23 protein-coding genes are annotated in these 26,164 nt (G+C 68.8%); 9 read left to right on the top strand and 14 right to left on the bottom strand.

Going from position 1 to position 26,164, the window contains the following annotated elements:
* Positions 1–81: 81 nt before the first annotated feature.
* The 3 genes from HQ308_RS00640 to pafA form a co-directional block, all read right to left on the bottom strand.
* Positions 82–1,044, bottom strand: coding sequence for a YafY family protein (locus HQ308_RS00640; protein WP_056444576.1), 963 nt, complete (start codon positions 1,042–1,044; stop codon positions 82–84).
* A complete protein-coding gene (locus HQ308_RS00645; RefSeq protein WP_222645214.1) occupies positions 1,041–2,060 on the bottom strand; it encodes a YafY family protein in 1,020 nt (339 codons plus the stop codon). Before HQ308_RS00645 ends, HQ308_RS00640 begins: the two co-directional genes overlap by 4 nt.
* A 93-nt stretch (positions 2,061–2,153) precedes the next feature.
* A complete protein-coding gene (gene pafA, locus HQ308_RS00650; RefSeq protein ID WP_197027762.1) occupies positions 2,154–3,512 on the bottom strand; it encodes a Pup--protein ligase in 1,359 nt (452 codons plus the stop codon).
* A 272-nt stretch (positions 3,513–3,784) separates the two neighbouring features.
* Between pafA and HQ308_RS00655 the strand changes: the two genes are divergently transcribed.
* A complete protein-coding gene (locus HQ308_RS00655) occupies positions 3,785–5,068 on the top strand; it encodes a bifunctional phosphatase PAP2/diacylglycerol kinase family protein (RefSeq protein ID WP_374197744.1) in 1,284 nt (427 codons plus the stop codon).
* Between the two features lie 22 nt (positions 5,069–5,090).
* On the opposite strand, the gene prcA is transcribed toward HQ308_RS00655, so the two are convergent.
* From prcA to dop, 4 genes are all read right to left on the bottom strand, one after another.
* The gene (gene prcA / locus HQ308_RS00660) at positions 5,091–5,843 is read right to left on the bottom strand and encodes a proteasome subunit alpha (RefSeq protein WP_027505359.1); all 753 of its coding nucleotides are present in this window, start codon (positions 5,841–5,843) and stop codon (positions 5,091–5,093) included.
* Positions 5,840–6,718: a proteasome subunit beta gene (prcB, locus tag HQ308_RS00665; protein ID WP_222631127.1), complete on the bottom strand. Its 879-nt coding sequence runs from the start codon at positions 6,716–6,718 to the stop codon at positions 5,840–5,842. Before prcB ends, prcA begins: the two co-directional genes overlap by 4 nt.
* Entirely contained in the window at positions 6,715–6,906 is a 192-nt protein-coding gene (locus HQ308_RS00670; RefSeq protein ID WP_027505357.1) for a ubiquitin-like protein Pup, read from the bottom strand. The genes prcB and HQ308_RS00670 overlap by 4 nt, the downstream gene beginning before the upstream one ends.
* Positions 6,907–7,022: 116 nt before the next feature.
* Complete coding sequence (gene dop / locus HQ308_RS00675) at positions 7,023–8,522, bottom strand: depupylase/deamidase Dop (RefSeq protein ID WP_027505356.1); 1,500 nt, start codon at positions 8,520–8,522, stop codon at positions 7,023–7,025.
* Positions 8,523–8,579: 57 nt separating this feature from the next.
* Here dop and HQ308_RS00680 point away from each other — a divergent pair, with 57 nt between their 5' ends.
* Entirely contained in the window at positions 8,580–9,110 is a 531-nt protein-coding gene (locus HQ308_RS00680) for an NUDIX domain-containing protein (RefSeq protein ID WP_222645215.1), read from the top strand.
* Here the strand turns inward: HQ308_RS00680 and arc are convergent.
* The gene (gene arc, locus HQ308_RS00685; protein ID WP_027505354.1) at positions 9,098–10,891 is read right to left on the bottom strand and encodes a proteasome ATPase; all 1,794 of its coding nucleotides are present in this window, start codon (positions 10,889–10,891) and stop codon (positions 9,098–9,100) included. The genes HQ308_RS00680 and arc overlap by 13 nt on opposite strands.
* 138 nt (positions 10,892–11,029) lie before the next feature.
* The gene (locus HQ308_RS00690; RefSeq protein ID WP_027505353.1) at positions 11,030–11,911 is read right to left on the bottom strand and encodes a tRNA (adenine-N1)-methyltransferase; all 882 of its coding nucleotides are present in this window, start codon (positions 11,909–11,911) and stop codon (positions 11,030–11,032) included.
* A 128-nt stretch (positions 11,912–12,039) separates the two neighbouring features.
* Between HQ308_RS00690 and HQ308_RS00695 the strand changes: the two genes are divergently transcribed.
* Positions 12,040–12,915 (top strand): RecB family exonuclease, encoded by an 876-nt coding sequence (locus HQ308_RS00695; RefSeq protein WP_222645216.1) that lies wholly within the window; start codon positions 12,040–12,042, stop codon positions 12,913–12,915.
* Entirely contained in the window at positions 12,912–13,715 is an 804-nt protein-coding gene (locus HQ308_RS00700; RefSeq protein ID WP_056445157.1) for a thioesterase family protein, read from the top strand. The genes HQ308_RS00695 and HQ308_RS00700 overlap by 4 nt, the downstream gene beginning before the upstream one ends.
* 15 nt (positions 13,716–13,730) lie before the next feature.
* Here the strand turns inward: HQ308_RS00700 and HQ308_RS00705 are convergent, their stop codons facing one another.
* The 5 genes from HQ308_RS00705 to metH all read right to left on the bottom strand — a co-directional run bounded on the left by HQ308_RS00705 (position 13,731) and on the right by metH (position 20,710).
* The gene (locus HQ308_RS00705) at positions 13,731–15,113 is read right to left on the bottom strand and encodes an FAD-binding oxidoreductase (RefSeq protein WP_222645217.1); all 1,383 of its coding nucleotides are present in this window, start codon (positions 15,111–15,113) and stop codon (positions 13,731–13,733) included.
* 95 nt (positions 15,114–15,208) lie between these two features.
* Positions 15,209–16,060: an ATP phosphoribosyltransferase gene (gene hisG, locus HQ308_RS00710; protein WP_027505349.1), complete on the bottom strand. Its 852-nt coding sequence runs from the start codon at positions 16,058–16,060 to the stop codon at positions 15,209–15,211.
* A 55-nt stretch (positions 16,061–16,115) separates the two neighbouring features.
* Positions 16,116–16,379: a phosphoribosyl-ATP diphosphatase gene (locus tag HQ308_RS00715; RefSeq protein WP_027505348.1), complete on the bottom strand. Its 264-nt coding sequence runs from the start codon at positions 16,377–16,379 to the stop codon at positions 16,116–16,118.
* Between the two features lie 39 nt (positions 16,380–16,418).
* On the bottom strand, positions 16,419–17,087 hold the full coding sequence (locus HQ308_RS00720; protein ID WP_222645218.1) for an HAD family phosphatase: 669 nt from the start codon (positions 17,085–17,087) through the stop codon (positions 16,419–16,421).
* Positions 17,088–17,140: 53 nt separating this feature from the next.
* Positions 17,141–20,710, bottom strand: coding sequence for a methionine synthase (gene metH, locus HQ308_RS00725; protein WP_222645219.1), 3,570 nt, complete (start codon positions 20,708–20,710; stop codon positions 17,141–17,143).
* A 189-nt stretch (positions 20,711–20,899) separates the two neighbouring features.
* On the opposite strand from metH, the gene HQ308_RS00730 reads away from it, so the two are divergent.
* The 5 genes from HQ308_RS00730 (at position 20,900) to HQ308_RS00750 (ending at position 26,154) form a co-directional block, all read left to right on the top strand.
* Positions 20,900–21,766 carry a PAC2 family protein gene (locus HQ308_RS00730; protein ID WP_197027772.1) on the top strand — a complete coding sequence of 289 codons (867 nt, stop codon included), beginning with the start codon at positions 20,900–20,902 and terminating at the stop codon, positions 21,764–21,766.
* A 16-nt stretch (positions 21,767–21,782) separates the two neighbouring features.
* Entirely contained in the window at positions 21,783–22,916 is a 1,134-nt protein-coding gene (locus HQ308_RS00735; protein ID WP_308115635.1) for an MFS transporter, read from the top strand.
* Between the two features lie 90 nt (positions 22,917–23,006).
* Positions 23,007–23,354 (top strand): hypothetical protein, encoded by a 348-nt coding sequence (locus tag HQ308_RS00740; RefSeq protein WP_042572487.1) that lies wholly within the window; start codon positions 23,007–23,009, stop codon positions 23,352–23,354.
* Entirely contained in the window at positions 23,354–25,840 is a 2,487-nt protein-coding gene (gene nirB / locus HQ308_RS00745; protein WP_222645221.1) for a nitrite reductase large subunit NirB, read from the top strand. The genes HQ308_RS00740 and nirB overlap by 1 nt, the downstream gene beginning before the upstream one ends.
* Positions 25,837–26,154: a Rieske 2Fe-2S domain-containing protein gene (locus tag HQ308_RS00750; protein ID WP_056444601.1), complete on the top strand. Its 318-nt coding sequence runs from the start codon at positions 25,837–25,839 to the stop codon at positions 26,152–26,154. Before nirB ends, HQ308_RS00750 begins: the two co-directional genes overlap by 4 nt.
* Positions 26,155–26,164: the final 10 nt, after the last annotated feature.

The raw sequence follows: 26,164 nt of genomic DNA on the forward strand, positions 1-26,164 counted from the left end.
TCCGGTGGACCCGCGTACCTACCGTTCGCCGAGAGTTCACCGGACGAGTCCTGCATGTCCGGACGACTCGAGATGGGCCGGTCACGCTCCCGAGACGGCGCGATAGACGTCGAGGGCGTCGCGCGACCGAGCGGTGACCTCACGAACCAGTGCGGGCGGTCCGAGCACCCGCACTCCCGACCCCAGACCCAGCGCCAGACGGCTCATCCAGTCGAGCGTCGCGAATCGCATCGAGACCTCGATCGAGCCGTCGTCGTGCGCAGCGGTCTGCGTCATGGGGTAGTAGTCCAGAATCCACACGTGGTCGGGTGCGATGACGAGCCGTGCGAGCGGCAGTGACGGATCGTCGTGGAAGAGATCGAGTGCGTCCCCACCGGTCCGGGCCTGCTCGGGCGGTGCGGACGGCTCGTCCAGCTCGGTCGCGGCATCGATGCGGTCCAGCCGGAACAGCCGGACGCCCTCCGCGTCGCGGCACCAGGCCTGCAGGTAGCTCTGATCGTCGACGAGGACGATGCGCAACGGATCGACGGTGCGTTCGGACACCACGTCCCGCGATGCCGAGTAGTAGGTGATGTGCAGCGCGCGACCGCGGGCGAGCGCCCCACGGACGGTCGTGACACTGGGACTCTCCTGCGGCTCGGGCGTGTCGTCCGGCCCCTCGGCCGCCGCGACACCCGCCGCGGCCTCGATCTTCGCGATGGCGCGGTACGCCGCGGACGGGTCCACCATGCCGGGCATCTCGACGAGTGACCGCAGCGCGATGAGCAGCGCGGTCGCTTCCGTGGACGTCAGGCGCAGCGGCCTGTCGATACCGGCGGAGAACGTGACCTCGATGCTGTCCTCGGAGAACGACAGATCGATGAGATCGCCCGGACCGTATCCGGGCAGTCCGCACATCCACAGCTGGTTCAGGTCGTCCATCAGTTGTTTGGTCGTGACCCCGAGCTCGGCCGCGGCGTCGGCCGCGCTGATACCCGGATTGGCGATGAAGTACGGCACGAGGTTGAGCAGCCGGGCCAGCCGCGAGGACAGGCGAACGCTCATGAGCTGCTCCCGGGCGAGACGGCGGCGTCGGTCGGCGCGCGGTGCGCGCTCACGGACAGGGTGCCGACGACGATGTCGCGGAGTTCGGTCGGCGACAGCACGATCGCGTCGGCGCCGTGGCCGGCGACCACCCGGGCGATCCACTCCCACGACCGCACCGGGATGCGGACCACGGAACCGCGTCGCCCCACGAGATCACGTGTCTCCACCTCGGTGCCGAGACGGCGCAGCTCGAGTCCGCGTCCCTCCGACACCCAGACGTCGGCGCTGCCCGCCACGTCACCGCTCGCGGCGGCACGGGCCACGATGACACCGAGATCGACGTCGTCGGGCTTGCGCACCGATCCCGCCGGTCCGAAGGCCACGACGTCGTCCCCGATCCGTGACAGGCGGAAGGTACGGACGGCGTCGCGCTCGGTGTCGTGCCCGACGAGGTACCACCGTCCGGAGTGGGTGACCACTCCCCACGGCTCGACGGTGCGCACTCGGAAGGGGGCGGCCGGGGTGGAGCGGTGCGAGAACCGCACGGACCGGCCGGCGTCGATAGCGGCGAGCAGCTTGCCCAGCGCGGGCTCGGAACCTCGACTGCGGGACGGAACGGCGGTCACGGCGGCCGGCGAGTTCTCGGTGTCCACCTGCACGCCCGCGGCGCGCAACTTCAACATCGCGCTCTGAGCGGCGGAGGTGAGCTCGGGCGACTCCCAGAGTTGGACGGCCACGGCGACCGCAGCGGCCTCGTCGCTGGCCAGGTCGACGTCGGGGAGTTCGTACCGATCGCGGTTGATGCGGTACCCCTCGACCGTCGAGAAGCGCGAGATCTGACCGGTCTCGAGCGGGACGCCGAGATCACGCAGCTCGTTCTTGTCGCGCTCGAACATGCGACTGAAGGCCTCGTCGCTCGCCGAGTCCTCGTATCCGGCGACGGACTCGCGGATGCGCTCGGCGGTCAGGTACTGCCGTGTCGAGAGCAGGCAGATGACGAGGTTCATCAACCGCTCGACTTTGGAGATCGCCACCGACCCAGCCTAGTGGCTGAGCATCTCCCCACCCGTGCGCATCGCCGGGGTGGGGAGGACGGGACTCCTGTGGAGAAGGAGGACCGTCGGCCTCTACATCGACGCGATCAGGCGCTCCACGCGCTCGTCGACCGAGCGGAACGGGTCCTTGCACAGCACCGTGCGCTGAGCCTGGTCGTTGAGCTTGAGATGCACCCAGTCGACGGTGAAGTCGCGTCCCGCCTCCTGTGCGGCGCTGATGAACTCGCCACGCAGCTTCGCGCGTGTCGTCTGCGGCGGCGTGTTCACCGCCTCGTCGATCTGGTCGTCCTCGGTGACGCGCTTGACCAGTCCCTTGCGCTGCAGCACGTCGAAGACGCCGCGGCCGCGCTTGATGTCGTGATAGGCCAGGTCCAGCTGGGCGATCTTCGGGTCGGACAGATCCATCGAGTACCTGTCCTGATAGCGATCGAACAGCTTGCGCTTGATCACCCAGTCGATCTCGGTGTCCACCTTGGCGAAGTCCTGCGCCTCGACGGCGTCGAGGGTGCGGCCCCACAGGTCGACGACCTGCTCGATCTGCGCGTCCGGCTCGCGGTTGCGCAGGTGCTCGACGGCGCGGGCGTGGTACTCGCGCTGGATCTCGAGTGCACTGGCCTGGCGTCCCCCCGCGAGACGGACGGGGCGCCGCCCCGTCGAGTCGTGGGACACCTCGCGGATGGCACGAATCGGGTTGTCCAGGGCGAAGTCTCGGAACGAGACGCCCGCCTCGATCATCTCCAGGACCAGCGCTGCGGTGCCGACCTTGAGCATGGTCGTCGGCTCGGCCATGTTGGAGTCGCCGACGATGACGTGCAGACGACGGTACTTCTCGGCGTCGGCATGCGGTTCGTCGCGCGTGTTGATGATGGGCCGTGAGCGGGTGGTCGCGGACGACACGCCCTCCCAGATGTGCTCGGCGCGCTGCGAGAGGCAGAACGTGGCGGCCTTCGGCGTCTGCAGGATCTTGCCCGCGCCGCAGATGAGCTGGCGGGTGACCAGGAACGGCAACAGCACGTCGGAGATGCGGGAGAACTCGCCGGCGCGCACCACGAGGTAGTTCTCGTGGCAGCCGTAGGAGTTGCCCGCGGAGTCGGTGTTGTTCTTGAACAAGTAGATGTCGCCGCCGATGCCCTCCTCGACGAGACGCTGCTCGGCGTCGATGAGCAGGTCCTCGAGAACACGCTCGCCGGCGCGGTCGTGCGTGACCAGCTGCAGAAGGCTGTCGCACTCGGCAGTGGCGTACTCGGGATGGGAGCCGACGTCCAGGTAGAGCCGCGCACCGTTGCGCAGGAACACGTTGGAGCTGCGTCCCCACGACACGACACGCCGGAACAGATACCGGGCCACCTCGTCCGGGCTGAGTCGACGGTGCCCGTGGAACGTGCACGTCACACCGAACTCGGTCTCGATCCCCATGATTCGTCGCTGCACACTTCGACAGTACAACGGCATCGACCGCGGCATCGGCTACCCGAGCCCGTGGCAGCCGTAGTGTGGCGCAGGTGAATCCCCGATCGCTGCGCGGCCGCACCCGTTCCGTCGATCTGGCGCTGGTGAAGGCCAGTTTCGCGTCGCGACCGTCGGGGTTGGACCCCGCGCTGCGCACGCTCACCGGGCTCGCCGATCACAGCGTTCTGTGGGCGATCGTGGCGTCGGCGCTCGCCGCGTCCGGCGGCCCCCGACGACGAGGTGCCGTACGCGGCATGCTCGCGGTCGTGGGTGCCAGCTCGCTCGCGAACGGGGTGCTCAAGCCGCTGCTCCCCCGCGATCGTCCACCGGCCGCGTCGGTCCCCGCGCTCCGGCGGATCATGACCCCACCCGTGTCGTCGTCGTTCCCGTCCGGTCACGCCGCCTCCGCCGCGGCGTTCGCGACGGGCGTGGCGCTCGAGGCTCCGCTCGCCGGTCTCCTCGTCGCCCCGCTGGCCGCGACCGTCGCGTACTCGCGAGTGCACGTCGGTGTGCACTGGCCGTCGGACGTGGTGGTGGGCGCAGCGCTCGGGGTCGCGGTCGCGCTGTCGACCCGCCGCTGGTGGGCCGTGCGCTCCACCGAGTCGGCCGAGTTGGGCCCCGCGGGGCTGGCGCCCGCCCTGCACGAGGGTGAGGGAATGCTCGTGCTGGTCAATCCGGGCGCAGGCACCCACAATTCGGAAGTCGTCGCCGACGTGGCGAAGGCCCTGCCGAGGGCGCGGTTCCTCGAGCCGGACGCCGACGACGACTTCACCGCCCAGTTCGTCCGCGCCGCAGGATCGGACGTGCTCGCGCTCGGAGTCTGCGGAGGGGACGGCACGGTGGCCGCTGCCGTCGCGGCCGCGGTGCGGACGGGGCTTCCTCTCGCGGTGTTCCCCGGCGGCACGCTGAACCACTTCGCACGGGACGTCGGCGCGGTCGAGGTGTCGGTCACCGCGGACGCCGTCACTCGCGGCGCGTCCAGCAGGGTTGATCTCGGCGGTGTGAGCATCGACGGCGGTGAGGAGATCCTCTTCGTCAACACCGCCAGCATCGGGGGCTACCCGGATTCGGTTCGGCTGCGGGACAAGTGGAGCTCACGCATCGGGAAGTGGCCCGCGGCCGCGGCCGCGATGGTGGCCGTCCTGGCGGTGGCCGAGCCGATGCACGTGGAGATCGACGGGCGCCGCGACTCGGTGTGGATGATGTTCGTCGGCAACGGCACCTACACGCCGGGTGATCAGGTGCCCATGTCGCGGCCGTCGATCGCGAGCGGTGTGCTGGACGTGCGGTTCCTGCGCGCGCACATGCGGCTCTCGCGTACCCGCCTCGCACTCGCCGCGATGACCGGGACTCTCGGCACGTCGCCCACCTACCGTCATCTGCGGGTGCCGGCGGTCTCGGTGCGCAACCTGCAGACCACGGTCGCGGTGGCGGTGGACGGGGAGGTGGCGGGCGAGGGCCGGGCCTTCGACTACCGGGCCCGGCCCTCGCTGCTCACGCTGTACGGAACGGGCACCGCCGACGCGCCGCGCGCGTGACGGGTGCTTCGTACCCGATCGGTCAGGTGCCCGCAGGTTCCGAACCGGGGGGCAACAGTCCCTGGAGCGCCGCTCCGGAGATCCGCCGGAACGCACGCCTCGGCCGCGTCTGTTCGAGAACGGCCACTTCGAGGCTCGTGACCTCGAGGACGCGCTTCTCCGCGGGCTCGCTCGCGGCACCGTTGGTCGGCGGCGTCGACGTGGAGTCCTGGAGCGCACCGACTGCCAGCGCGACCGCCGCGTCGAGATCGAGCCCCGAGCGGTACTTCTCGCGCAGCACCGTCGAGATCGGTTCGGTCGCACCGCCCATGACCACGAAGTCGACCTCGTCGACGATCGAGCCGTCGTACGTGATGCGGTAGAGCTGGGACCGGGGGCTCTCGTCGACGGCACCGACCTCGGCCACGCAGATCTCCACCTCGTACGGCTTGAGCTGCTCGGTGAAGATGGTGCCGAGCGTCTGCGCGTACGCCTTGGCCAACGATCGTCCGGTGACGTCCGCACGGTCGTAGGTGTAGCCCTTGGTGTCGGCGTGCACGATGCCGGCGCGGCGCAGATTCTCGAACTCGTTGTACTTGCCCACCGCGGCGAAGCCGAGGCGGTCGTACAGCTCGCTCACCTTGTGCAGTGCGGAGGACCGGTTCTCGGCGACGAAGAGCACGCCGTCCGCGTAGGTCAGCACGACCACGCTGCGACCGCGTGCGATTCCCTTGCGCGCCAGTTCCGAACGATCGCGCATGATCTGTTCGGCGGACGCGTAGTACGGCATCGTCATCGGCGCGCACCCCCTTCTTCCGATCGGTCCTGCAGTACCGCACGGGCCAGAGCCTCGATGCGGTCCGATCCCACCAGGTTCGCTCCCCCGGCACCGATGGCCACCGCCGTCGGGTAGATGCCGCGGGTCAGATCCGGTCCGCCGGTCGCCGAATCGTCGTCGGCAGCGTCGTACAGCGATTCGACCGCGACGCGCAGTGCCTCGTCCTCGGTCATGTCCTCGCGGTAGAGCTTCTTCATCGCCGACTTCGCGAACAGCGATCCCGATCCCACCGCGTGGTAGCCGGACCGTTCCTCGTAGCGGCCACCGACCACGTCGTAGGAGACGATGCGCCCCGCATGGCGGGCGTCGACGGCGTCGAGGTCGTAACCGACGAGCAGCGGAACCACAGCCAGACCCTGCATGGCCGCACCGAGATTGGCCCGCACCATGGAGGACAGCTTGTTGGCCTTGCCGTTGAAGGTGAGGGAGACGCCCTCGATCTTCTCGTAGTGCTCGAGTTCGACCGCGAACAGCCGCACCAGCTCGATCGCCATGCCGGCGGTACCCGCGATGCCGGCGGCCGAGTAGTCGTCCGTGACGTACACCTTGTCGACGTCGCGACTGGCGATGAGGTTGCCCATCGTCGCGCGGCGATCACCCGCGAGGATGACGCCGCCGTCGAAGGTGACGGCCACGATGGTGGTGCCGTGCGGTGCGATGTCGGACTGCATCGTCGCCTCCGGGGACAGAGCGAGATCCGCACGAAAACGGTTCTCGGGCAACAGGTGCGGTGCGTAGGCCCGCAGGTGTTCACTGAAGGAGGAGAACGGCGACCCGTAGCGCAGGGTGGTGTCGCTCTCGTGGGGACGGGGAACGGAGTTCGCGTCCGTCACTGGCCGCCCTTTTGCACGTAGGCGCGGACGAAGTCCTCCGCGTTCTCCTCGAGCACGTCGTCGATCTCGTCGAGGAGATCGTCGGTCTCCTCGGCGAGCTTCTCGCGTCGTTCCTGACCCGATGCGCCCTCGGCCGAACCGTCGTCGTCATCGCCACCGCCGGAGCGTGTGGTCTGCTCTTGTGCCATAGCCGACCTCCTCGTCACGAACCGCGTGTTCTCTCGACACGCAGCGAAACTTCACCCTACCGAGCATGCGCCGTCACAGGGTGACAACCCACCGTACGTCCGGCACGGGCGGACCGTCAGGTGGTGAGCTGGTCCACCAGTTCTGCGGCCGAGTCCACCGATTCGAGCAGAGCACCGACGTGGGCCTTGCTCCCCCGCAGTGGCTCGAGGGTGGGGATACGCACCAGCGAGTCTCCACCGAGGTCGAAGATGACCGAGTCCCAGCTCGCGGCCGCGATGTCGCGGCCGAACTTGCGGAGGCACTCGCCGCGGAAGTACGCGCGGGTGTCGGTCGGGGGGTTCGAGACGGCGTCCATGACGTCCTGCTCGGAGACCAGCCGTTCCATCGATCCGCGCGCGACGAGCCGGTTGTAGAGACCCTTGTCGAGGCGGACGTCCGAGTACTGCAGGTCCACGAGGTGCAGTCGCGGCGCCGACCAGCCGAGTCCCTCGCGGTTGCGGAACCCTTCGAGCAGCCGCAATTTCGCCGGCCAGTCGAGGAGGGACGCGCAGTCCATCGGGTCGCGCTCGAGCTTGTCGAGGATCATCGCCCACTTCTCGACCACGTCGGCGGCGCGCGGATCCTTCTCGCCCTGTGCGTCGAGATGCGCGGAGACGCGCTCGAGGTAGATGCGCTGCAGTGCCAACGCCGTCAGCTCGCGACCGTCCGCGAGCGCGACCGTGCGGCGCAGCGTCGGGTCGTGACTGATCTGGTGCACCGCCGTCACCGGACGGGCCAGCTGCAGATCGGACAGGTCCACGCCGGCCTCGACGATGTCGAGCACCAGGGCCGTCGTTCCGACCTTGAGATAGGTCGCCATCTCGGCGAGGTTGGCGTCACCGATGATCACGTGCAGGCGCCGGTACTTGTCGGCGTCGGCGTGCGGCTCGTCGCGGGTGTTGATGATGCCGCGCTTGAGCGTCGTCTCGAGGCCCACTTCGACCTCGATGTAGTCGGCGCGCTGCGAGAGTTGGAATCCGGGCTCGTCCCCGGACTGACCGATGCCGACGCGGCCCGAGCCGGTGAACACCTGGCGGGAGGCGAAGAACGGCGAGAGCCCGGCGATGATCGCGGAGAACGGGGTCTCGCGAGACATCAGGTAGTTCTCGTGGGTGCCGTAGGACGCGCCCTTGCCGTCGACGTTGTTCTTGTACAACTGCAGGCGCGGGGCGCCGGGCACGCTCGAGGCATGGCGCGCAGCCGCTTCCATGACGCGCTCCCCCGCCTTGTCCCAGATGACGGCGTCGAGCGGATCGCGCACCTCCGGTGCGGAGTACTCCGGGTGGGCGTGGTCGACGTAGAGACGCGCGCCGTTGGTGAGGATCATGTTGGCCGCGCCGACCTCGTCCGCGTCGATGATCGGCGCCGGGCCACTGAACCGGCCCAGGTCGAACCCGCGTGCGTCACGCAGCGGCGATTCCACCTCGTAGTCCCAGCGCGTCCGCTTGGCCCGCGGCACACCCGCCGCGGCGGCGTACGCCAGCACCGCCTGGGTGGACGTCAGGATCGGATTGGCGGAAGGCTCGGTAGGAGAGGAAATTCCGTACTCGACCTCGATGCCGATGATGCGCTGCATGCTCTCGACCCTAGGCTATCGACCCTGTGACCCCTGATCGAGTGGGAGCGGTGACGCATGCCTGACGACGAGATCGTGGCCGTGTACGACGAGCGTGGCCACGTGGTGGGTGCGGCGCCGCGCACCGAGGTGTACGAGCGCGGTCTGTGGCACGCGAGTGCCGGCGTGCTGGTGCGATCCACCGACGGGTCACGCGTGTACGTCCACCGCCGCACGACGACCAAGTCGGTGTTCGCGGGGATGCACGACGTTCTGGCCGGTGGGGTCGTCGATGCCGGGGAGGCCCCTCGACAGACCGCCTCGCGAGAACTCGCCGAGGAACTCGGCGTCGTAGCGGACGTGACGGGCGACCCGGTGGTCGGCCGCTGGACGGGACGATCCGGCGCTGCGACGGTGCGCTGCCACCTGTTCGCGTACGAGGTGCGTCACGACGGACCGATGCACCACCAGCCGTCCGAGATCGCGGACGGCTGGTGGTGGTCGGACGTCGAGGTGCTGACACACCTGGATGATCCCGCGTGGCCCTTCGTTCCGGACACCCGCGTGATCGTCTCGGCGCTGCTACAGGTGGGCGGTCAGAGGTACTGACCCGTGTTCGACTCGGTGTCGATCGACCGGCTCGCACTGGCGTTCTTACCGGTGACGAGCGTGCGGATGTAGACGATCCGCTCACCCTTCTTGCCCGAGATGCGGGCCCAGTCATCGGGATTGGTGGTGTTGGGCAGATCCTCGTTCTCGGCGAACTCGTCGACGATGGAGTCGAAGAGGTGTCCGACGCGCAGACCCGGTGTCCCGGTGTCGAGCACCGACTTGATGGCGTACTTCTTCGCGCGGTCGACGATGTTCTGGATCATCGCGCCCGAGTTGAAGTCCTTGAAGTACAGGACCTCCTTGTCACCGTTGGCATAGGTGACCTCGAGGAATCGGTTGTCGTCGCTCTCGGCGTACATGCGCTCGACGACCCGTTCGATCATGCCGCGGATGCAGGCAGCGCGATCGCCGCCGAACTCCGCGAGATCGTCGGCGTTGACGGGCAGCGAGTCGTCGAGGTACTTCGAGAAGATGTCGAGCGCGGACTCGGCGTCCGGGCGCTCGATCTTGATCTTCACGTCCAGACGGCCCGGGCGCAGAATGGCCGGGTCGATCATGTCCTCGCGGTTGGACGCACCTATCACGATGACGTTCTCGAGGCCCTCGACACCGTCGATCTCGGCCAGCAGCTGAGGAACGACGGTGGTCTCCACGTCGGACGAGACGCCCGACCCACGGGTACGGAAGATGGAGTCCATCTCGTCGAAGAACACGATGACGGGAGTGCCCTCGGACGCCTTCTCGCGAGCCCGCTGGAAGATCAACCGGATGTGGCGCTCGGTCTCACCGACGAACTTGTTGAGCAGCTCGGGGCCCTTGATGTTGAGGAAGTAGGACTTCGCGTCGCGTGCGTCCTGCCCCCGTGCCTCGGCGATCTTCTTCGCCAGTGAGTTGGCGACCGCCTTGGCGATGAGTGTCTTGCCGCAGCCGGGAGGCCCGTAGAGCAACACACCCTTGGGCGGGCGCAGCGAGTACTCACGGAACAGATCCTTGTGCAGGAAGGGCAGTTCCACGGCGTCGCGGATCTGCTCGATCTGCCGCCCGAGGCCGCCGATGTCCTCGTAGCCGACGTCGGGGACCTCCTCGAGCACGAGGTCCTCGACCTCGGCCTTGGGAATGCGCTCGAACGCGTAGCCGGCCTTGGTGTCGACCAGCAACGAGTCGCCGGGGCGCAGGCGGCGCGACGGCCCGTCCGGATCCTCCGGTGCCTCGTCGTCGGCCATCTCCTGCAGCGGAGTCGCCAACCACACGACACGTTCCTCGTCGGCGTGGCCGACGACGAGGGCGCGCTTGCCGTCCTCGAGGATCTCGCGAAGGGAGCTGATCTCGCCGACGCGTTCGAATTCACACGCCTCGACGATGGTGAGGGCCTCGTTCAGACGCACGGTCTGGCCGGGCCGGAGTGCGGTGGCGTCGACGTTCGGCGAGCACGTCAGGCGCATCTTGCGGCCCGAGGTGAACACGTCCACCGTCGCGTCGTCGTAGGTGTGCACCAGGACGCCGTAACCGCTGGGCGGTGCGCCGAGCCGGTCGACCTCCTCGCGCAGGGCGATGAGCTGCTGGCGCGCCTCCTTGAGCGTCTCCATCAGCTTCGTGTTGCGTGTGGAGAGCGAGTCGACCCGCGACTCGAGATCACGCACGTCGGTGTTACGGGTGTCCGCCGACGGCGCACCCCCACGGGAAGCGTCGAGTTGTCGGCGCAGGACGGTGGCCTCGGCTCGCAGGGCATCGAGTTCGGCCAGGACTGCGGACTGGTCCGGGTTGTCTGTAGGGCTCATGCAGGACTCCTCCCAAAGCGATTTCTCAACGCTACCGGGCGAAACGCAAACGTGTGTGACGACCGTGGTCAGACACTGTCACCGACCACCGACACACAGCGGACGAACGGCACACGGTCGGTGCATGAACCCCCGGTGTCAGGCGGGTTCGGTGGGGGTCTTGCCGGCCCGTCGCTGCGGTTTCGGGGTGACGGTGCCCTCGGCCAGACGACGCGCACTGACCAGGAACGCGGTGTGCCCTTGCATGCGGTGCTCGGGTCGCACTGCCAGCCCGACGACGTGCCACCCGCGCACGATCGACTCCCACGACCGCGGCTCGGTCCAGCACTCCTGCGCACGCAGGGCCTCGACGACCTTGGACAACTGCGTGACGGTGGCCACGTAGACGATCAGCACGCCGCCCGGAACCAGCGCACCGGCGACGGCGTCGAGTGCGTCCCACGGCGCCAGCATGTCCAGCACCACCCGGTCGACCATGCCCTCGTGACGCGCGACGTCGAACGCGGCGACGTCGTCGATCACCAGGTCCCAGTTCTCCGGCCGCTCGCCGAAGAAGGTCTCCACGTTGCGCACCGCGTGCACGGCGTGGTCCTCGCGCACCTCGTAGGAGATGACGCGCCCCTGCGGACCGACGGCACGCAGCAGCGAACACGTCAGGGCGCCGGAACCGGCGCCGGCCTCGAGCACGCGGGCACCCGGGAAGACGTCGCCCTCGTGCACGATCTGGGCGGCGTCCTTGGGGTAGATGACCTGCGCGCCGCGCGGCATCGACAGCACGTAGTCGACGAGAAGCGGGCGCAGAGCGAGATACGGGGTGCCGTTCGTCGACTTCACGACGCTGCCCTCGTCGACACCGATCAGATCGTCGTGGCGGATCCCGCCGCGGTGGGTGTGGAACTCCTTGGCCGCGTCGAGCACCACCGTGTAGTGCCGCCCCTTGGCGTCGGTGAGCTGCACGCGATCACCGACGCGGAACGGTCCGCTCGCGCGCGCAGACGTGTCGGTGTCGGTCGGTTCCACGGGTGGTCCTCTTTCCGGTGCACTCTGGTCCCGCCCACGAAGCGGGGCGCTCTCGGGGCGCGACGCGCCCCGGGGAACTGTAGGGCAGATACCGGATCGTGTCGGTGAGCGGGCATAGTGTCGGCGCCGTGAGTATCTCGACCGAAGACCCCGTCGTCACCGACGTCACCGCGGCGGCACCCGACCGTCCTCGCCGTCGTCCCGCGTTGTCGCCCTCGCGCGCAGCGGATTACAAGCAGTGCCCCCTGCTCTACCGGTTCCGGGCCATCGACCGCCTGCCCGCACCGCCGTCGAAGGCGCAGTTGCGCGGCACACTCGTGCACTCCGCCCTCGAGTCGCTCTACGCGTTGCCCCCGGCGGACCGGGTCTCGACGCGGGCCGGCACCCTCGTGCAGGAGGAATGGGACGCCATGGTCGTGTCGCACGAGTACGCGGCCGATCTCGTCGAGGAGCACGAGCGCGAGAAGTTCGTCGCCGAGGCGCAGTCGCTCGTGGCGTCCTACTACTCGCTCGAGGACCCCACACGGTTCGACCCCGAGTCGTGCGAGCAGCTCGTCGAGACCGAACTGGACGACGGCGTGCTGTTGCGCGGCTACATCGACCGCATCGACGTCGCGCCCACCGGGCAGCTGCGCGTCGTCGACTACAAGACGGGCAAGGCGCCGCGCGAGATCGCCGAGGCCAAGGCGTTGTTCCAGATGAAGTTCTACGCGGTGGTGCTGATGCGCACGCGCGGCATCGTTCCCGCGCAGCTGCGCCTGCTGTTCCTGAAGGACAGCCAAATTCTCACCTACGCCCCGGACGAGGACGAGCTCCGCCGGTTCGAACGGACGCTGTCCGCCATCTGGACGGCCATCCGGTCCGCCGGCGAGACGGGCGACTTCCGCCCCAAGCCCGGAAAGCTGTGTGGGTGGTGCGACTTCCAGGCCCTGTGCCCGTCCTTCGGCGGCACTCCGCCCGAGTACCCGGGGTGGCCGAGCGAGCCGACGGAGGTCACGGCGTGAGCGAGGATGCACTCTTCGTCCGTGTCGAGGGAACCGATCGCTATCGCGCCACGCGGCTCACCACGAGTGTGTGGGCGGAGACCATGCAACACGGCGCTCCCCCGTCGGCGCTGCTCGCGCGAGCACTGGAGCAGTGTTCGCCGGTGCCGGGCACCCGGCTCGCGCGGGTGACGATGGAGATCCTCGGGCCGGTGCCCGTCGGAGAACTCACCGTGCAGGCCCGTGTGGAACGCCCCGGTCGCCGGGTGGCCATGCTGTCGGCCGACCTCGTCGCGGATCTGCCCGACGGGTCGACCAGGGCGGTCGCGCGTGCCACGGCCTGGCGCGTGGCGATGACCGACACCTCGGCGGCCGGACAGACTCTCGATCCACCGCTGGTGCCCGGTCCGGACGAGTCCGAGGCCGGGTGGGCATTTCCGGACCACTGGCACGGCGGGTTCCTCGACAGTCTCGAGTTCCGGGGCGCCCGCCCGGTGACGGCGTCGGAGCCCGGCCGGGTGTGGGCACGTCCGAGGTATCCCGTGGTGGCCGGCGAGCAGACGTCGCCGATCGTCGGACTGTTCGCCGTGGCGGACATCGCCAATGGCGTCGCGGCGCTTCTCGATCCGACGGAGTGGACGTTCCTCAACACCGATCTGACGGTGCAGATCGTGCGCGAACCCGTCGGCGAATGGGTGGGTGTGCAGGCCCGCACCGCGATCGGCGACGACGGCATCGGGCTGTGCACCTCGACGTTGTACGACGCGACGGGGTCGGTGGGCCGCACGTTCCAGACACTCGAGGTGCGCGCTCGCGCCTGACGTCTCCACACCGGATCAGCCGAGCCGGACCACCTGTCCGACGCGGAAGATCCCCGCGGGATCGTGATGCTCGGCCAGGGCTCCGAGCCAGGCCCGAGTGTCCTCGTCGTAGACCCGTGCGAGGTGAGCGGGGTCGTCGGACGCCGCGAAGTTGGGCAACGCGCCACCGGTCGACCACGGTGCCAGAGCCTCCACGACTGCCTCGCCGTGCGCGATCACCGCATCGGCGACAGGAGGCGCCAGCACTCCGATGCACAGGAGGCTGTAGGCGGCCTCGCGATGGCAGTACACGTCGGGATGCGGTCCCGGCCGGCCGAGAGCGCCGCCGAGCAGCCTCAGCTCCACGATCACCTGCGGTGAACTCGACGCGGGGCCGGTCATGACCAACACGGTCGCTGCCGCCTCCTCGTCGAACACGCGGAGCATCGTCGTGGCCTCACGTGTCGGCATCGGATCCACCGGGTCTGCATGCACCGACCCCACCGCCGCGTACGGAATGGTCGTGACCGTGTCGATGACGGTCGGGGCCGCAGCGCGCATCGGTGCGAGAACGTCGGCTGCGATCCCCGGCTCCGCGACCGATGCGAAACGCACCGCGACCACGAACTTCCCGGCCAACGGTTCCGGCACGCCGGGCAGCGGTGGGAGCTGGAGGAACGCGAGCGAGGTGTTGTGCTCCTCGGTCAGCGTGGCGCTCCACACCCGCCACGCCTCGAGTACCGCCGCCGCGTGCCGGCTGTCGTAATACAGTGCGCCCGCGTAGAACTCGGCGATCGGCAGCAGCTCCGTCTCGACCGCGGTGACGATGCCGAGTGTCGACTTGCCCCCACACAGGCCGCGGAAGAGATCGGCGTCGCTGTCCGGTGTCACCCGGCGCAGTGTGCCGTCGCCCGTGACGAGATCGAACGCGCGCACACGACTCGACGAGACCCCGTACGTCCGAGCCACCGGCCCGATTCCCCCACCGGTCAGAAATCCCGTGACGCCGGTGTTCGGCGACGACCCACACAGCGGCGCCGATCCGGACGGCGCGCCGGCGTCGAGAACCTGCTGCCACCGGACCCCGGCGCCGAGTCGGGCGACGCGCGTGTCGGGGTCGATCGTCAGTTCGTCGAGATCACCGGTGAGGACCAGAATCGTGTCCGGACCGATGCGCACCGCCCCGTGTCCGGTGGCCTGTACGGCCACGCGAAGCCCGGCCTCGCGCGCTGCCCGCACGGTGGCGGCGACGTCGTCCGCGGTGGCGGCCGCGACGACTGCCACCGGATCGACGGGGACAGCGACGTTCCACGGCACCGACCGCTCGTATCCGGGCTCCCCCGGACGCGACAGTGTTCCGGTGAGTGCAGCGGCGAGCGCGACCAGCAGGTCGGGGCTCGCAGAATCGACGACGGTCATGACGGATCCTCTCGACGACGCGACTCTAGCGACGAGAGGAGACTGGTCGGTACCGATCAGGAACTACTGGGACCGATCACAACGGAGCGGACGCGTCAGAATGCGCGGCACGACCGGATGTCGGACGCGAGAATCGCCTTGGCGCCGAGCTCGGCGAGCTCGTCCATCACGGCGTTGTGTCCCTTGCGCGGAACCATGGCACGAATGGCCACCCACGCCTCGTCCGCGAGCGGGGACAGCGTCGGCGACTCGAGGCCGGGCGTGATCTTGACGGCGTCGTCGAGGATGCTGCGCGGGCAGTCGTAGTCGAGCATCAGGTACTGCTGGGCGAAGACGACGCCCTGGACACGCGCGATGAGCTGGTTGCGCGCCTTGTCGTCGACGGGCGAGCCCGCCTGCTCGATGAGCACGCCCTCCGAATCGCACAGGGATTCACCGAACGCCACCAGGTTGTGTTGGCGCAGTGTGCGTCCCGAGCCCACGACGTCGGCGATCGCATCGGCGACACCCAACTGGATGGAGATCTCGACGGCTCCGTCCAGACGGATCACGGTGGCCTCGAGGCCCCGCGCCGCGAGGTCCCGGCGGACGAGGTTGGGGTACGACGTGGCGATGCGGAGCCCCGCCAGATCGTTCGGGGTCCACTCCTTGCCGGCCGGCGCGGCGTAGCGGAAGGTGCTGTTGCCGAATCCGAGTGCGAGCCGCTCGGTCACGGGTGCGCCCGAATCGAGCGACAGATCCCGGCCGGTGATGCCGAGATCGAGCTCACCCGAGCCCACGTAGATGGCGATGTCCTTGGGACGGAGGAAGAAGAACTCGACGTTGTTGGCGTTGTCGAGCACGGTGAGATCGCGGGAATCGGCGCGGCGACGGTAGCCCGCCTCGCTCAGAATCTCTCCGGCGAGCTCGGACAGGGAACCTTTGTTGGGGACGGCGACGCGAAGCATGGTGGGACTCCTGGGGTGCGGGAAGATCGGTGGCGGTGGAAGTGGGTCGGTCCGCTCACAGATGTCGGTAGACATCCTCGAGGGAGAGGTTCTTCCCGACCATCAACACCTGGATCCAGTACAGGAGCTGCGAGATCTCCTCGGCCAGCGCCTCGTCCGTCTCGTGCTCCGCGGCGATCCACACCTCGCCGGCCTCCTCGAGGATCTTCTTGCCCTGCTGATGCACACCCGCGTCCAACGCGGCGACGGTGCCCGAGCCCTCGGGCCTGGTGGCAGCGCGGTCGGTGAGCTCGGCGAACAGGGACTCGAAGTTCTTCACGGGTGATGATTGTTCCACGACGCGGCCCGCGGACCGCTATCAGTGTCCCCCGGCGCGCGCAGACCGGAGATCGTCGAGGGTGAGCCCCTCGAGGGTGGTGCGGAACGTACGGCCCGGTCCGCTGGGCACCTGCACCTCGGAGGGCACCACGACGACGGCGCATCCCGCCGAGACGGCGGACTCGGTTCCCGTGGGCGAATCCTCGACGGCGACGCACGACGCCGTGTCGACACCGAGCAGCTCTGCGCCCCGGCGGTACGGATCGGGAGCGGGCTTCGCGTGCGTCACCTCGTCGCCGCACACGGTCGCGCCGAAGCGGTGACGGCCCAGCGTCTCGAGCGCGATCTCCGTCAGCATGCGCTCGGTGTTGGTGACGAGGGCACACCCCAGACCGGCCGACTGCACCAGATCCAGCGCCGCCTCCGCACCCGGACGCCACGGCAGACCACCCGCGAACAGATCGACAACACGGCCGTTGAGCCAGGCAGCGGACTCCGCCAGGTTCTCCGGCGACGCCTCCCGTCCCACGTGCGCGTAGACCTTCGCCAGCGCACCCATCATCGAGTTGCCCAGAGTCGACTCCCGCACCTCCGGAGTGAGCTCGCGCCCGAGTGACTCAGACAGCTCGTACACCGCGATGTCCCACAGGCGCTCCGAGTCCAACAGCGTCCCGTCCATGTCGAACAAGACGGCCTGGAGCTCAGACATCCGACCGGCCTCCGGCCTGCCCGCTCAACTCCGACCGGCCTCCGGCCTGCCCGCTAGACATTGAAGTACTTCGCCTCCGGGTGGTGCAGCACGAACGCATCTGTGGACTGCTCGGGGTGCAACTGCAACTCGTCGGACAGATCCACCCCGATGCGCTGGGGTTCGAGCATCGCGACGAGCTTGATGCGGTCCTCCAGATCGGGGCACGCGCCGTACCCGAACGAGTACCGGGCACCGCGGTACTCGAGCTTGAAGTACCCCTCCACGTCGGACGGATCCTGATCCACGAGGGAGCGGCCGCTGGGCAGCACCAGCTCCTCGCGGACGCGGCGATGCCAGTACTCCGCGAGCGCCTCGGTGAGCTGCACGCCGATGCCGTGCACCTCGAGGTAGTCGCGGTACGCATCCGCCTTGAAGAGCTCGTTGGCGAAGTCGGCGATGGGCTGACCCATCGTCACCAGGTTCATCGGCAGGACGTCGACCACCCCCGTCGCACGGGCGAGGTCTCGCGACCGCACGAAGTCCGCGATGCAGAGGAACCTGCCGCGGTCCTGGCGCGGGAACGTGAACCGGAAGCGCTCCGCCGCATCGGGTTCCGGGGACTCGAGAACCACCACGTCGTCACCCTCGGACACTGCCGGGAAGTACCCGTACACCAGTGCCGCGTGCGCGAGGATGCCATCGGTGCTGAGGCGGTCGAGCCAGTACCGCAGGCGCGGACGGCCCTCGGTCTCCACCAGGTCCTCGTACGACGGGCCCTCACCGGCGCGTGCGCCGCGCAGACCCCACTGACCGAGGAACAGGGCACGCTCGTCGAGAAGCCCCGAGTACTCGGACAGCGAGATGCCCTTGACGATCCTGCTGCCCCAGAACGGCGGCGCCGGAAGCTCCTTCTCGACAGAGACGTCGGAGCGCTCGGGAACGACGACCGGTGTCTCCGCGGCCTTGCGCTTCTCGGCGATGCGCCGGGACCGCTCGTGCCGCTCCTTGCGCTCCGCGGTCTTCTGCTGAGCGGCGAGCGCCTCCTCGCTGTCGGGAGCCGGCGCCACACCGCGTTTGGTGTTCATGATCGTGTCCATCAGGCGCAAGCCCTCGAACGCGTCACGCGCGTACGACACCTCACCCTCGTAGACCTCGGCGAGATCGTTCTCGACATAGGACCGGGTGAGCGCTGCGCCACCGAGCATGACGGGGAACTTCTCGGCGACGCCCTTGGCGTTGAGCTCGAGCAGGTTCTCCTTCATGACCACCGTGGACTTCACCAGCAGACCGGACATGCCGATGACGTCGGCACGCTTGTCCACCGCGGCGTCGAGAATCGCCGAGATGGGCTGCTTGATCCCGAGATTGACCACCTCGTAGCCGTTGTTGCTCAGGATGATGTCGACGAGGTTCTTGCCGATGTCGTGGACGTCGCCCTTGACGGTGGCGAGCACGATGCGGCCCTTGCCGTCCTCGTCGGACGCCTCCATGTGCGGCTCGAGGTGTGCCACAGCCGCTTTCATCACCTCGGCGGACTGCAGCACGAACGGAAGCTGCATCTGCCCGGACCCGAACAGCTCACCGACGGTCTTCATGCCGGACAGCAGCGTCTCGTTGATGATCGCGAGCGGCGGCTTCTCCTGCATCGCCTCGTCGAGATCGTCTCCCAGCCCGGCACGCTCACCGTCGACGATGCGGCGCTCGAGGCGATCGAACAAGGGAAGGCCGGCCAGTTCCTGCGCCCGCGACTCGCGTGCGGACGCCGCGGAGACGCCTTCGAACAGCGCCATGAGCGCCTGCAACGGGTCGTAGCCCTCGCGGCGACGGTCGTACACGAGGTCGAGCGCGACCTGGCGCTGCTCCTCGGGGATACGCGCCATGGGGAGGATCTTCGACGCGTGGACGATGGCCGTGTCGAGGCCGGCCTCCGTGCACTCGTGCAGGAAGACCGAGTTGAGCACCTGCCTCGCAGCAGGATTGAGGCCGAACGAGATGTTCGAGATACCCAGGGTGAAGTGCACCTCGGGATGACTCTCGTGCAGTCGACGGATGGCCTCGATGGTCTCGATGCCGTCCCGCCGGACCTCTTCCTGGCCCGTCGAGATGGGGAACGTCAGGGTGTCGAGGATGATGTCCGATTCCGGCAGACCCCAGTTGTCGCGGATGTCGGCGATGAGCCGCTCCGCGATGCGGATCTTCCAGTCCGCCGTCCGGGCCTGACCCTCCTCGTCGATCGTCAGCGCGACGACCGCCGCTCCGTGACGCTTGACCAGCGTCATGATGCGCTGGAAGCGCGAGTCCGGCCCGTCGCCGTCCTCGTAGTTGACGGAGTTGACCGCGCTGCGCCCACCGAGGTGCTCGAGCCCGGCCTCCAGGACTGCGGGCTCGGTGGAGTCGAGCATGATCGGCAGCGTCGAGGAGGTGGCCAGGCGCGAGGCCAGAGCCGACATGTCGGCAGCACCGTCGCGGCCGACGTAGTCGACGTTGAGATCGAGCATGTGCGCGCCGTCGCGCGTCTGGTCCTTCGCGATGTCGAGGCACTTCTGGTAGTCCTCGGCCAGCATCGCGTCACGGAACGCCTTCGAACCGTTGGAGTTGGTGCGTTCGCCGATCATGAGGATGCTGGCGTCCTGCTCGAACGGCACCGCTGCGTAGAGAGACGAGACACCCTTCTCGGGCTTCGGGTCCCGCACTCCGCGGCGCGCGTCGTGCACCGCGTCGGCGACCTGACGGATGTGCTCCGGGGTGGTTCCACAGCAGCCACCCACCAGGGAGAGGCCGAACTCGGTGACGAAGCCGCTGAGAGCCTCCGCCAGCTCGTCGGGACCGAGCGGGTACTCGGCACCCTTGGGGCCGAGCTGCGGCAGGCCGGCGTTGGGCATGACCGAGACCGGCACGGTGGCATGCCTGCTGAGGTGACGCAGGTGCTCGCTCATCTCGGCGGGGCCCGTGGCGCAGTTGAGGCCGATCAGGTCGACCCCGAGCGGCTCGATCGCGGTCAGTGCCGCGCCGATCTCGCTGCCCAGCAACATCGTGCCGGTGGTCTCGACCGTCACGTGCGTGATGATCGGGATGCGGATGCCCAGCTGCTCCATCGCGGCCTGACTGCCGAGGATGGCGGCCTTCACCTGGAGCAGGTCCTGGCACGTCTCGATCAGGACGGCGTCGGCGCCACCGTCGATCATTCCCAGCGCAGCTTCGGCGTAGGCGTCGCGCAGCGCCCGGAACGGGGCGTGGCCGAGGGTGGGCAGTTTGGTGCCCGGCCCCATGGACCCGAGCACGAAGCGGCCCATGCCGTCTCGCCCGGTACCCATCTCGTCGGCGACCTCGCGGGCCAGGATCGTTCCCTTGTACGACAGCTCGCGGATGCGGTCCGAGATGTCGTAGTCGGCGAGGTTGGGGAGGTTGCACCCGAAGGTGTTGGTCTCGACGGCGTCCGCGCCCGCCTCGAAGTACTCCCGGTGGATCTGGCGGAGCACGTCGGGACGCGTGTCGTTGAGGATCTCGTTACAGCCTTCGAGGCCGCGGAAATCGTCCAGCGTCAGGTCTGCGGCCTGCAGCATCGTTCCCATGGCACCGTCGCCGATGACAACACGCTGGGACAGCGCATCGAGCAGGCGTGATCGGAATTCGACAGGCATGCCCCCAAGCGTAGTGGTCTGTCCCGACAGCTCTGGTCGTAGGCTGGGCGGGTGAGTGCGCCAGAAACGCCCGAGGGCGATCTCCCCGTGGTCCAGGACCCCCCGACAGACCTCGCCGCCGGCGTCGCTGCCGAGCTGGTGGCCGGTGTCGGAGCGGACGATCAGGACTCCGCGACGGACGAGTCCGAGCTGGACGAGATCCTGCCGACCCTGCGCAGCCCGATTCTCGTCGCGGCGTTCGAGGGATGGAACGACGCGGGCGACGCCGCGAGCGGCGCGGTGGAGCATCTCGAACTGATCTGGGACGCGACGCCCCTGGCCGAGCTCGACTCCGAGGATTACTACGACTACCAGGTCAACCGCCCGACGGTCCGACAGGTGGACGGTGTGACGCGCGAGATCGAGTGGCCGTCGACGCGATTGTCGGTGTGTTCGCCTCCCGGCAGCGACCGCGACGTCGTGCTGCTGCGCGGTATCGAGCCCAACATGCGGTGGCGGAGCTTCTGCGACGACCTGCTCGAGTTCATCGACCAGCTCGGGGTCGAGACGGTCGTGATTCTCGGCGCACTGCTCGCCGACACGCCCCACACCCGGCCCGTTCCCGTGACCGGCACCGCGTACAGCACCGAGTCGGCGGAGCAGTTCAACCTCGAGCAGACCCGGTACGAGGGCCCGACCGGCATCACCGGTGTTCTGCAGGACGAGTGCGTCAAAGCGGGGATTCCGGCAGTGTCCCTGTGGGCGGCGGTACCGCACTACGTGTCCCAGCCGCCGAACCCCAAGGCCACCGTCGCCCTGCTCCAGCGGGTCGAGGACGTCCTCGACATCGAGGTGCCGCTCGGCGAGCTGCCGTCCCAGGCGGAGGACTGGGAGGAGTCGGTCACCGAGATGACCAAGGACGACGACGAGATCGCCGAGTACGTCCGCACCCTCGAGGAGCGCGGCGACGCCGAGGTCGACATGTCCGAGGCCGTCTCCAAGGTGGACGGCGATGCGCTGGCCGCCGAGTTCGAGCGCTACCTGCGCCGACGCGGGCCGGGCAGCTTCGGGCTGTGACGCGCGCTCGTCACCGGTGAGCGCGCGACTCGCACGGCTCCGCATCGGCGCTCTGTACGCCGGTGGCTTCCTCGGCCCGTTCGGCGGCGGAGTGGTGTCCTCGATGCTGCCCGAGATGGGCGCGGATCTGGGGGTGTCCACCGGGTCGGCGGCATCGACTCTCAGCGCGTACCTGTTTCCGTTCGCTCTGGCCATGCTCGTGTCGGGCACCCTCGGCGCGCGATGGGGCCGGGTGCGCACCGTGCGCCTCGCCTACCTGCTCTACGTCGTCTCCTCGCTCCTGTGTGCGGTCGCGCCCACGCTCGACCTGTTGCTGGGTGCGCGCGCGCTGCAGGGCATCGGCAATTCCTTCACGACGCCGCTGCTCCTCGCGTCACTGGCTGCCGTCACTCCCCGCGAGCGCCTGGGACGGGTGCTGGGTACCTTCGGCGCCCTGCAGGCGGCGGGTCAGACCAGCGCGCCGCTGGTCGGTGGCCTCGCCGCCGAGTTCGACTGGCGGTACGCGTTCGTCGTGCTGGCCGTCGTCGCCGCGACCCTCGGGCTGGTCGGGCTCCCCGCGGCCACCGCGCCGTCCACCCCCGGCGGTCGTCCCGAACGGTTGCGCGACGCTCTCACCGTCCCGGTCCTCCGCGTGGCAGTGGTCGCGCTCCTCGGCTGGGGCGCGCTCGGGGGACTCAACTTCCTCGTCGCTTTCCGCGCCGAGGACACGTTCGGTCTGTCCTCCACACAGCGCGGACTGCTGCTGACCGTGTTCGGGGTCGCCGGAATCCTGGTGGCGCGACGCGTCGGTGGACTGATCGACCGCATCGGGCCACGCCGAGCGATCGTGGGTGCCGCTCCTGTCGGCGCGGTCCTCATCGCCCTCGCCGGCACCATGCCCAGCCTGGTGGTCGTCGGCCTCGTCTGGGCGGCAGCGGGTGTCGCCAGCCAGTTCATCCTCGTCGGCGTCAACGCCGCTGTCCTCGGCTCGTCGGGGGCGAACCGCGGCGGCGCCGTGTCGGTCGTCCAGTCGTTCCGGTTCTCCGGGGCGGCCTTCGCTCCTCTCGCGCTCACCCCGCTGTACGCGGTGCACCCGACGTCGGCCTTCGTCATTCCCGCCGTCCTGCTGGCAGTGGTCGCGCCGCTGGTGATGACCGGGCGGAAGACCTGACACTGCGGCGGCCGCGCTCGAGAGTGAATGATGACGCCGCCGTAACACGGGCGCAGCAGTGCCGTCACCGCGTGCACGGACAGTCGTCCCATGGCCAGCACTCCGAAGTTCATCCAAGGCGTCTTTCCCTTCGTCGGGCACGGCCTGGGCAAGTCCGAGCTTCTCGACGCCGCCACGGCGTACACCGTTCCGTCGGGCCTGACCGCCCAGCCGCTCTACTTCCGCGGCGGTAACTCCTCCGACGAACTGGTCGTCGTCACGCTCACGCGCGACGGAGAGTCGATGCGCGTGTTCCCGATGGGCGCGAAGGCGAGCGTCAACGTTCCGCTGCGCGTCGTCGAGGACGTCGATCCCGACTCGGTTCTCGAGCTCACCGTCGCGGCGCCCGACGGCTGCAGCGGCGAGGTCGTCGTCGATTTCGGGATGATGATCTTCTGATGCCGGCTACAGGAGAACGGCAGCGCCTGCTCGTCGTCGGCAACGGAATGGCGGGGGCCCGCACCGTCGAGGAGATCCTCGGCCGCGACCGTGCGAAGTTCGACGTCACGATGATCGGCGACGAGCCGTACGGCAACTACAACCGCATCATGCTCTCGCACGTGCTCTCGGGCGAGTCGTCCATCGACGACGACGATCTGATGCTCAACCCGATGGCCTGGTACCGGGAGAACGGCGTCACCCTCCACTCCGGAGACCGGGCGGTGGCACTGGACCGCTCCGCCAAGAACGTGACGTGCGAGAGCGGACGCGTCGTCCCCTACGACACCGTGATCATCGCGACCGGGAGCACGACGTTCTTTCCCAACATGGACGGACTGCGTGAGGCCGACGGCAGACTGGCGCGCGGCGTCTTCGGTTTCCGGACGATCGAGGACACCAACGGCATGCTGCAGATGGCGTCCTCCCGCGACGGCATCCGCGCCGTCGTCATCGGTGGCGGACTGCTGGGCCTCGAAGCCGCCTACGGTCTGCGCACGCAGGGCATCGACGTGGACGTCGTGCACTCCCCCGGTCACCTGATGAACCAGCAGCTGGACGAACGTGGTGGACGCGTGCTGCGCAACAAGATCGAGGACCTCGGCGTCGGCGTGTACACGTCCAAGCGCACCACGGCGGTGCTGCGGGACGAGAGCGGTGCCGTCACCGGGGTCGCGTTCAACGACGGCTCCACCCTGCCCGCGGACATGATCGTCGTGACGGCCGGTATCCGCCCCAACGTCGACCTCGCGCGGCGTGCCGGACTGGTGATCGAGCGCGGCATCGTCGTCGACGATCAGATGCGGTGCGAGGACGAGGGAGCGATCCACGCAGTCGGAGAATGCTGCCAGCATCGCGGTGAGGTGTACGGCCTCGTGGCTCCCTTGTGGGAGCAGGCGTCGGTCCTGGCCGACGTGCTGACCGGTGCGAATCCGGCTGCGGCTTATCATGGTTCGCGACTGACGACGAAGCTCAAGGTCGCGGGCGTCGACGTTGCGGCGATGGGCGTCAAGGGTCCCGAGCGGGACACCGACGAGTTCGTGCAGTTCTACGAACCCCGCAGCGGCACCTACAAGTCGGTGGTCGTGCGCGACAACAAGCTGATCGGCGCGATGCTGCTGGGCGACATCAGCAAGGTGAGCTTCCTGACTCAGGCGTTCGACGAGAAGGTACCGCTTCCCGACGAGCGCATCAGCATGCTGTTCGACATGGGTACGCCGAGCGCGGAGACCGGCGCCGCCGAACTGTCCGACGATGTCCAGGTGTGCAACTGCAACGGGGTCACGAAGGGCGACATCGTCGCCTGCGTGCACGGCGGGGCCACCACCGTCTCCGAGGTCGTGGGAAAGACCCGTGCGGGCAAGGGATGCGGATCCTGCAAGGGCCTGGTCGCCGACATCGTCGCCTGCGCCGCCGGTGGAGCGCTCGCGGTCGATCCCGCGGCGGACTGGTACGTCCCCTGTATCCCGATGTCCAAGCGCGAGCTGATCGAGGCCGTCCGCTCGCAGAACCTCCGGTCCGTCTCCGCAGTCTTCGATGCGTTGGCCGACGCCGAGGACGCGACCGCGAAGATGCCGCTGGCGTCGCTGCTGCGCGTGGTCTGGGGACCCGACTGGGTCGACGAGCGAGGCGCGCTGTTCATCAACGACCGCGTTCACGCCAACATCCAGCGAGACGGCACCTTCTCCGTCGTGCCGCAGATGAAGGGCGGCGTGACCACCCCGGACCAGTTGCGGCGCATCGCCGATGTGGCCGACAAGTACGGGGTCCCGCTGGTCAAGGTCACCGGTGGGCAGCGCATCGATCTTCTCGGCATCAAGAAGGAGGACCTGCCGAAGGTGTGGGGCGATCTCGACATGCCGTCCGGGTTCGCGTACGGCAAGAGCATGCGCACCGTGAAGACCTGTGTCGGAAGCGATTTCTGCCGTTTCGGACTCGGTGACTCCACCGCACTCGGCATCGCGATCGAGGAACGGTTCCAGGGTCTCGAAACTCCCGCAAAGCTCAAGCTGGCCGTGGCCGGATGCCCCCGCAACTGCTCCGAGGCGCTCTGCAAGGACTTCGGTGTGGTGGCCGTCGGCGACGGCCGCTGGGAGATCTACATCGGCGGCGCGGCCGGCGCACACATCCGCAAGGGCGACGTCCTCGCCACGGTCGACTCCCCCGAGGAGGTCCTGACCCTCGCGGGCCGATTCATCCAGTACTACCGCGAGGAGGCGAAGTGGCTCGAGCGGACCTACGCCTTCGTCCCGCGGGTCGGCCTCGAGACGTTGCAGCGACTGCTCGTCGACGACGCCGAGGGTCTCTGTGCAGGACTCGACGAGCGCATCCAGATATCCATCGACGGCTACACCGATCCGTGGAAGGAACGCGCGGCGCCGCGGTCACCGGCGCAGTTCGCGCCCTCCCTCCCGCTTCTCCCGCTGCCTCAGGTGCCGGTTCGATGACGACGGCACAGGCGACCGTGGTGGGAACCGTCGACGATCTCACCCCCGGCGAGGGCCGGACCTACGTGGTCGACGGACGACAGATCGCCGTCTTCCTCCTGACCGACGGGACGGTCCGCGCCATGGACGCGGTGTGCCCCCATCGCGGCGGGCCGCTGGCGGACGGGCAGATCGACGGGGCCGTCGTCGTGTGTCCCCTGCACCAGTACCAGTTCTCCCTGGACACCGGCCGGTGCACCACCGACGGCATCGGCACGGTCGCGACCCACCGTGCCGACGTCGTCGACGGGCAGGTGGCTGTCCGACTGTCCTGACCGCCTACCC

The sequence above is a fragment of the Rhodococcus sp. BP-241 genome (assembly GCF_019836145.1).
In the GTDB taxonomy this organism is placed as follows: domain Bacteria; phylum Actinomycetota; class Actinomycetes; order Mycobacteriales; family Mycobacteriaceae; genus Rhodococcoides.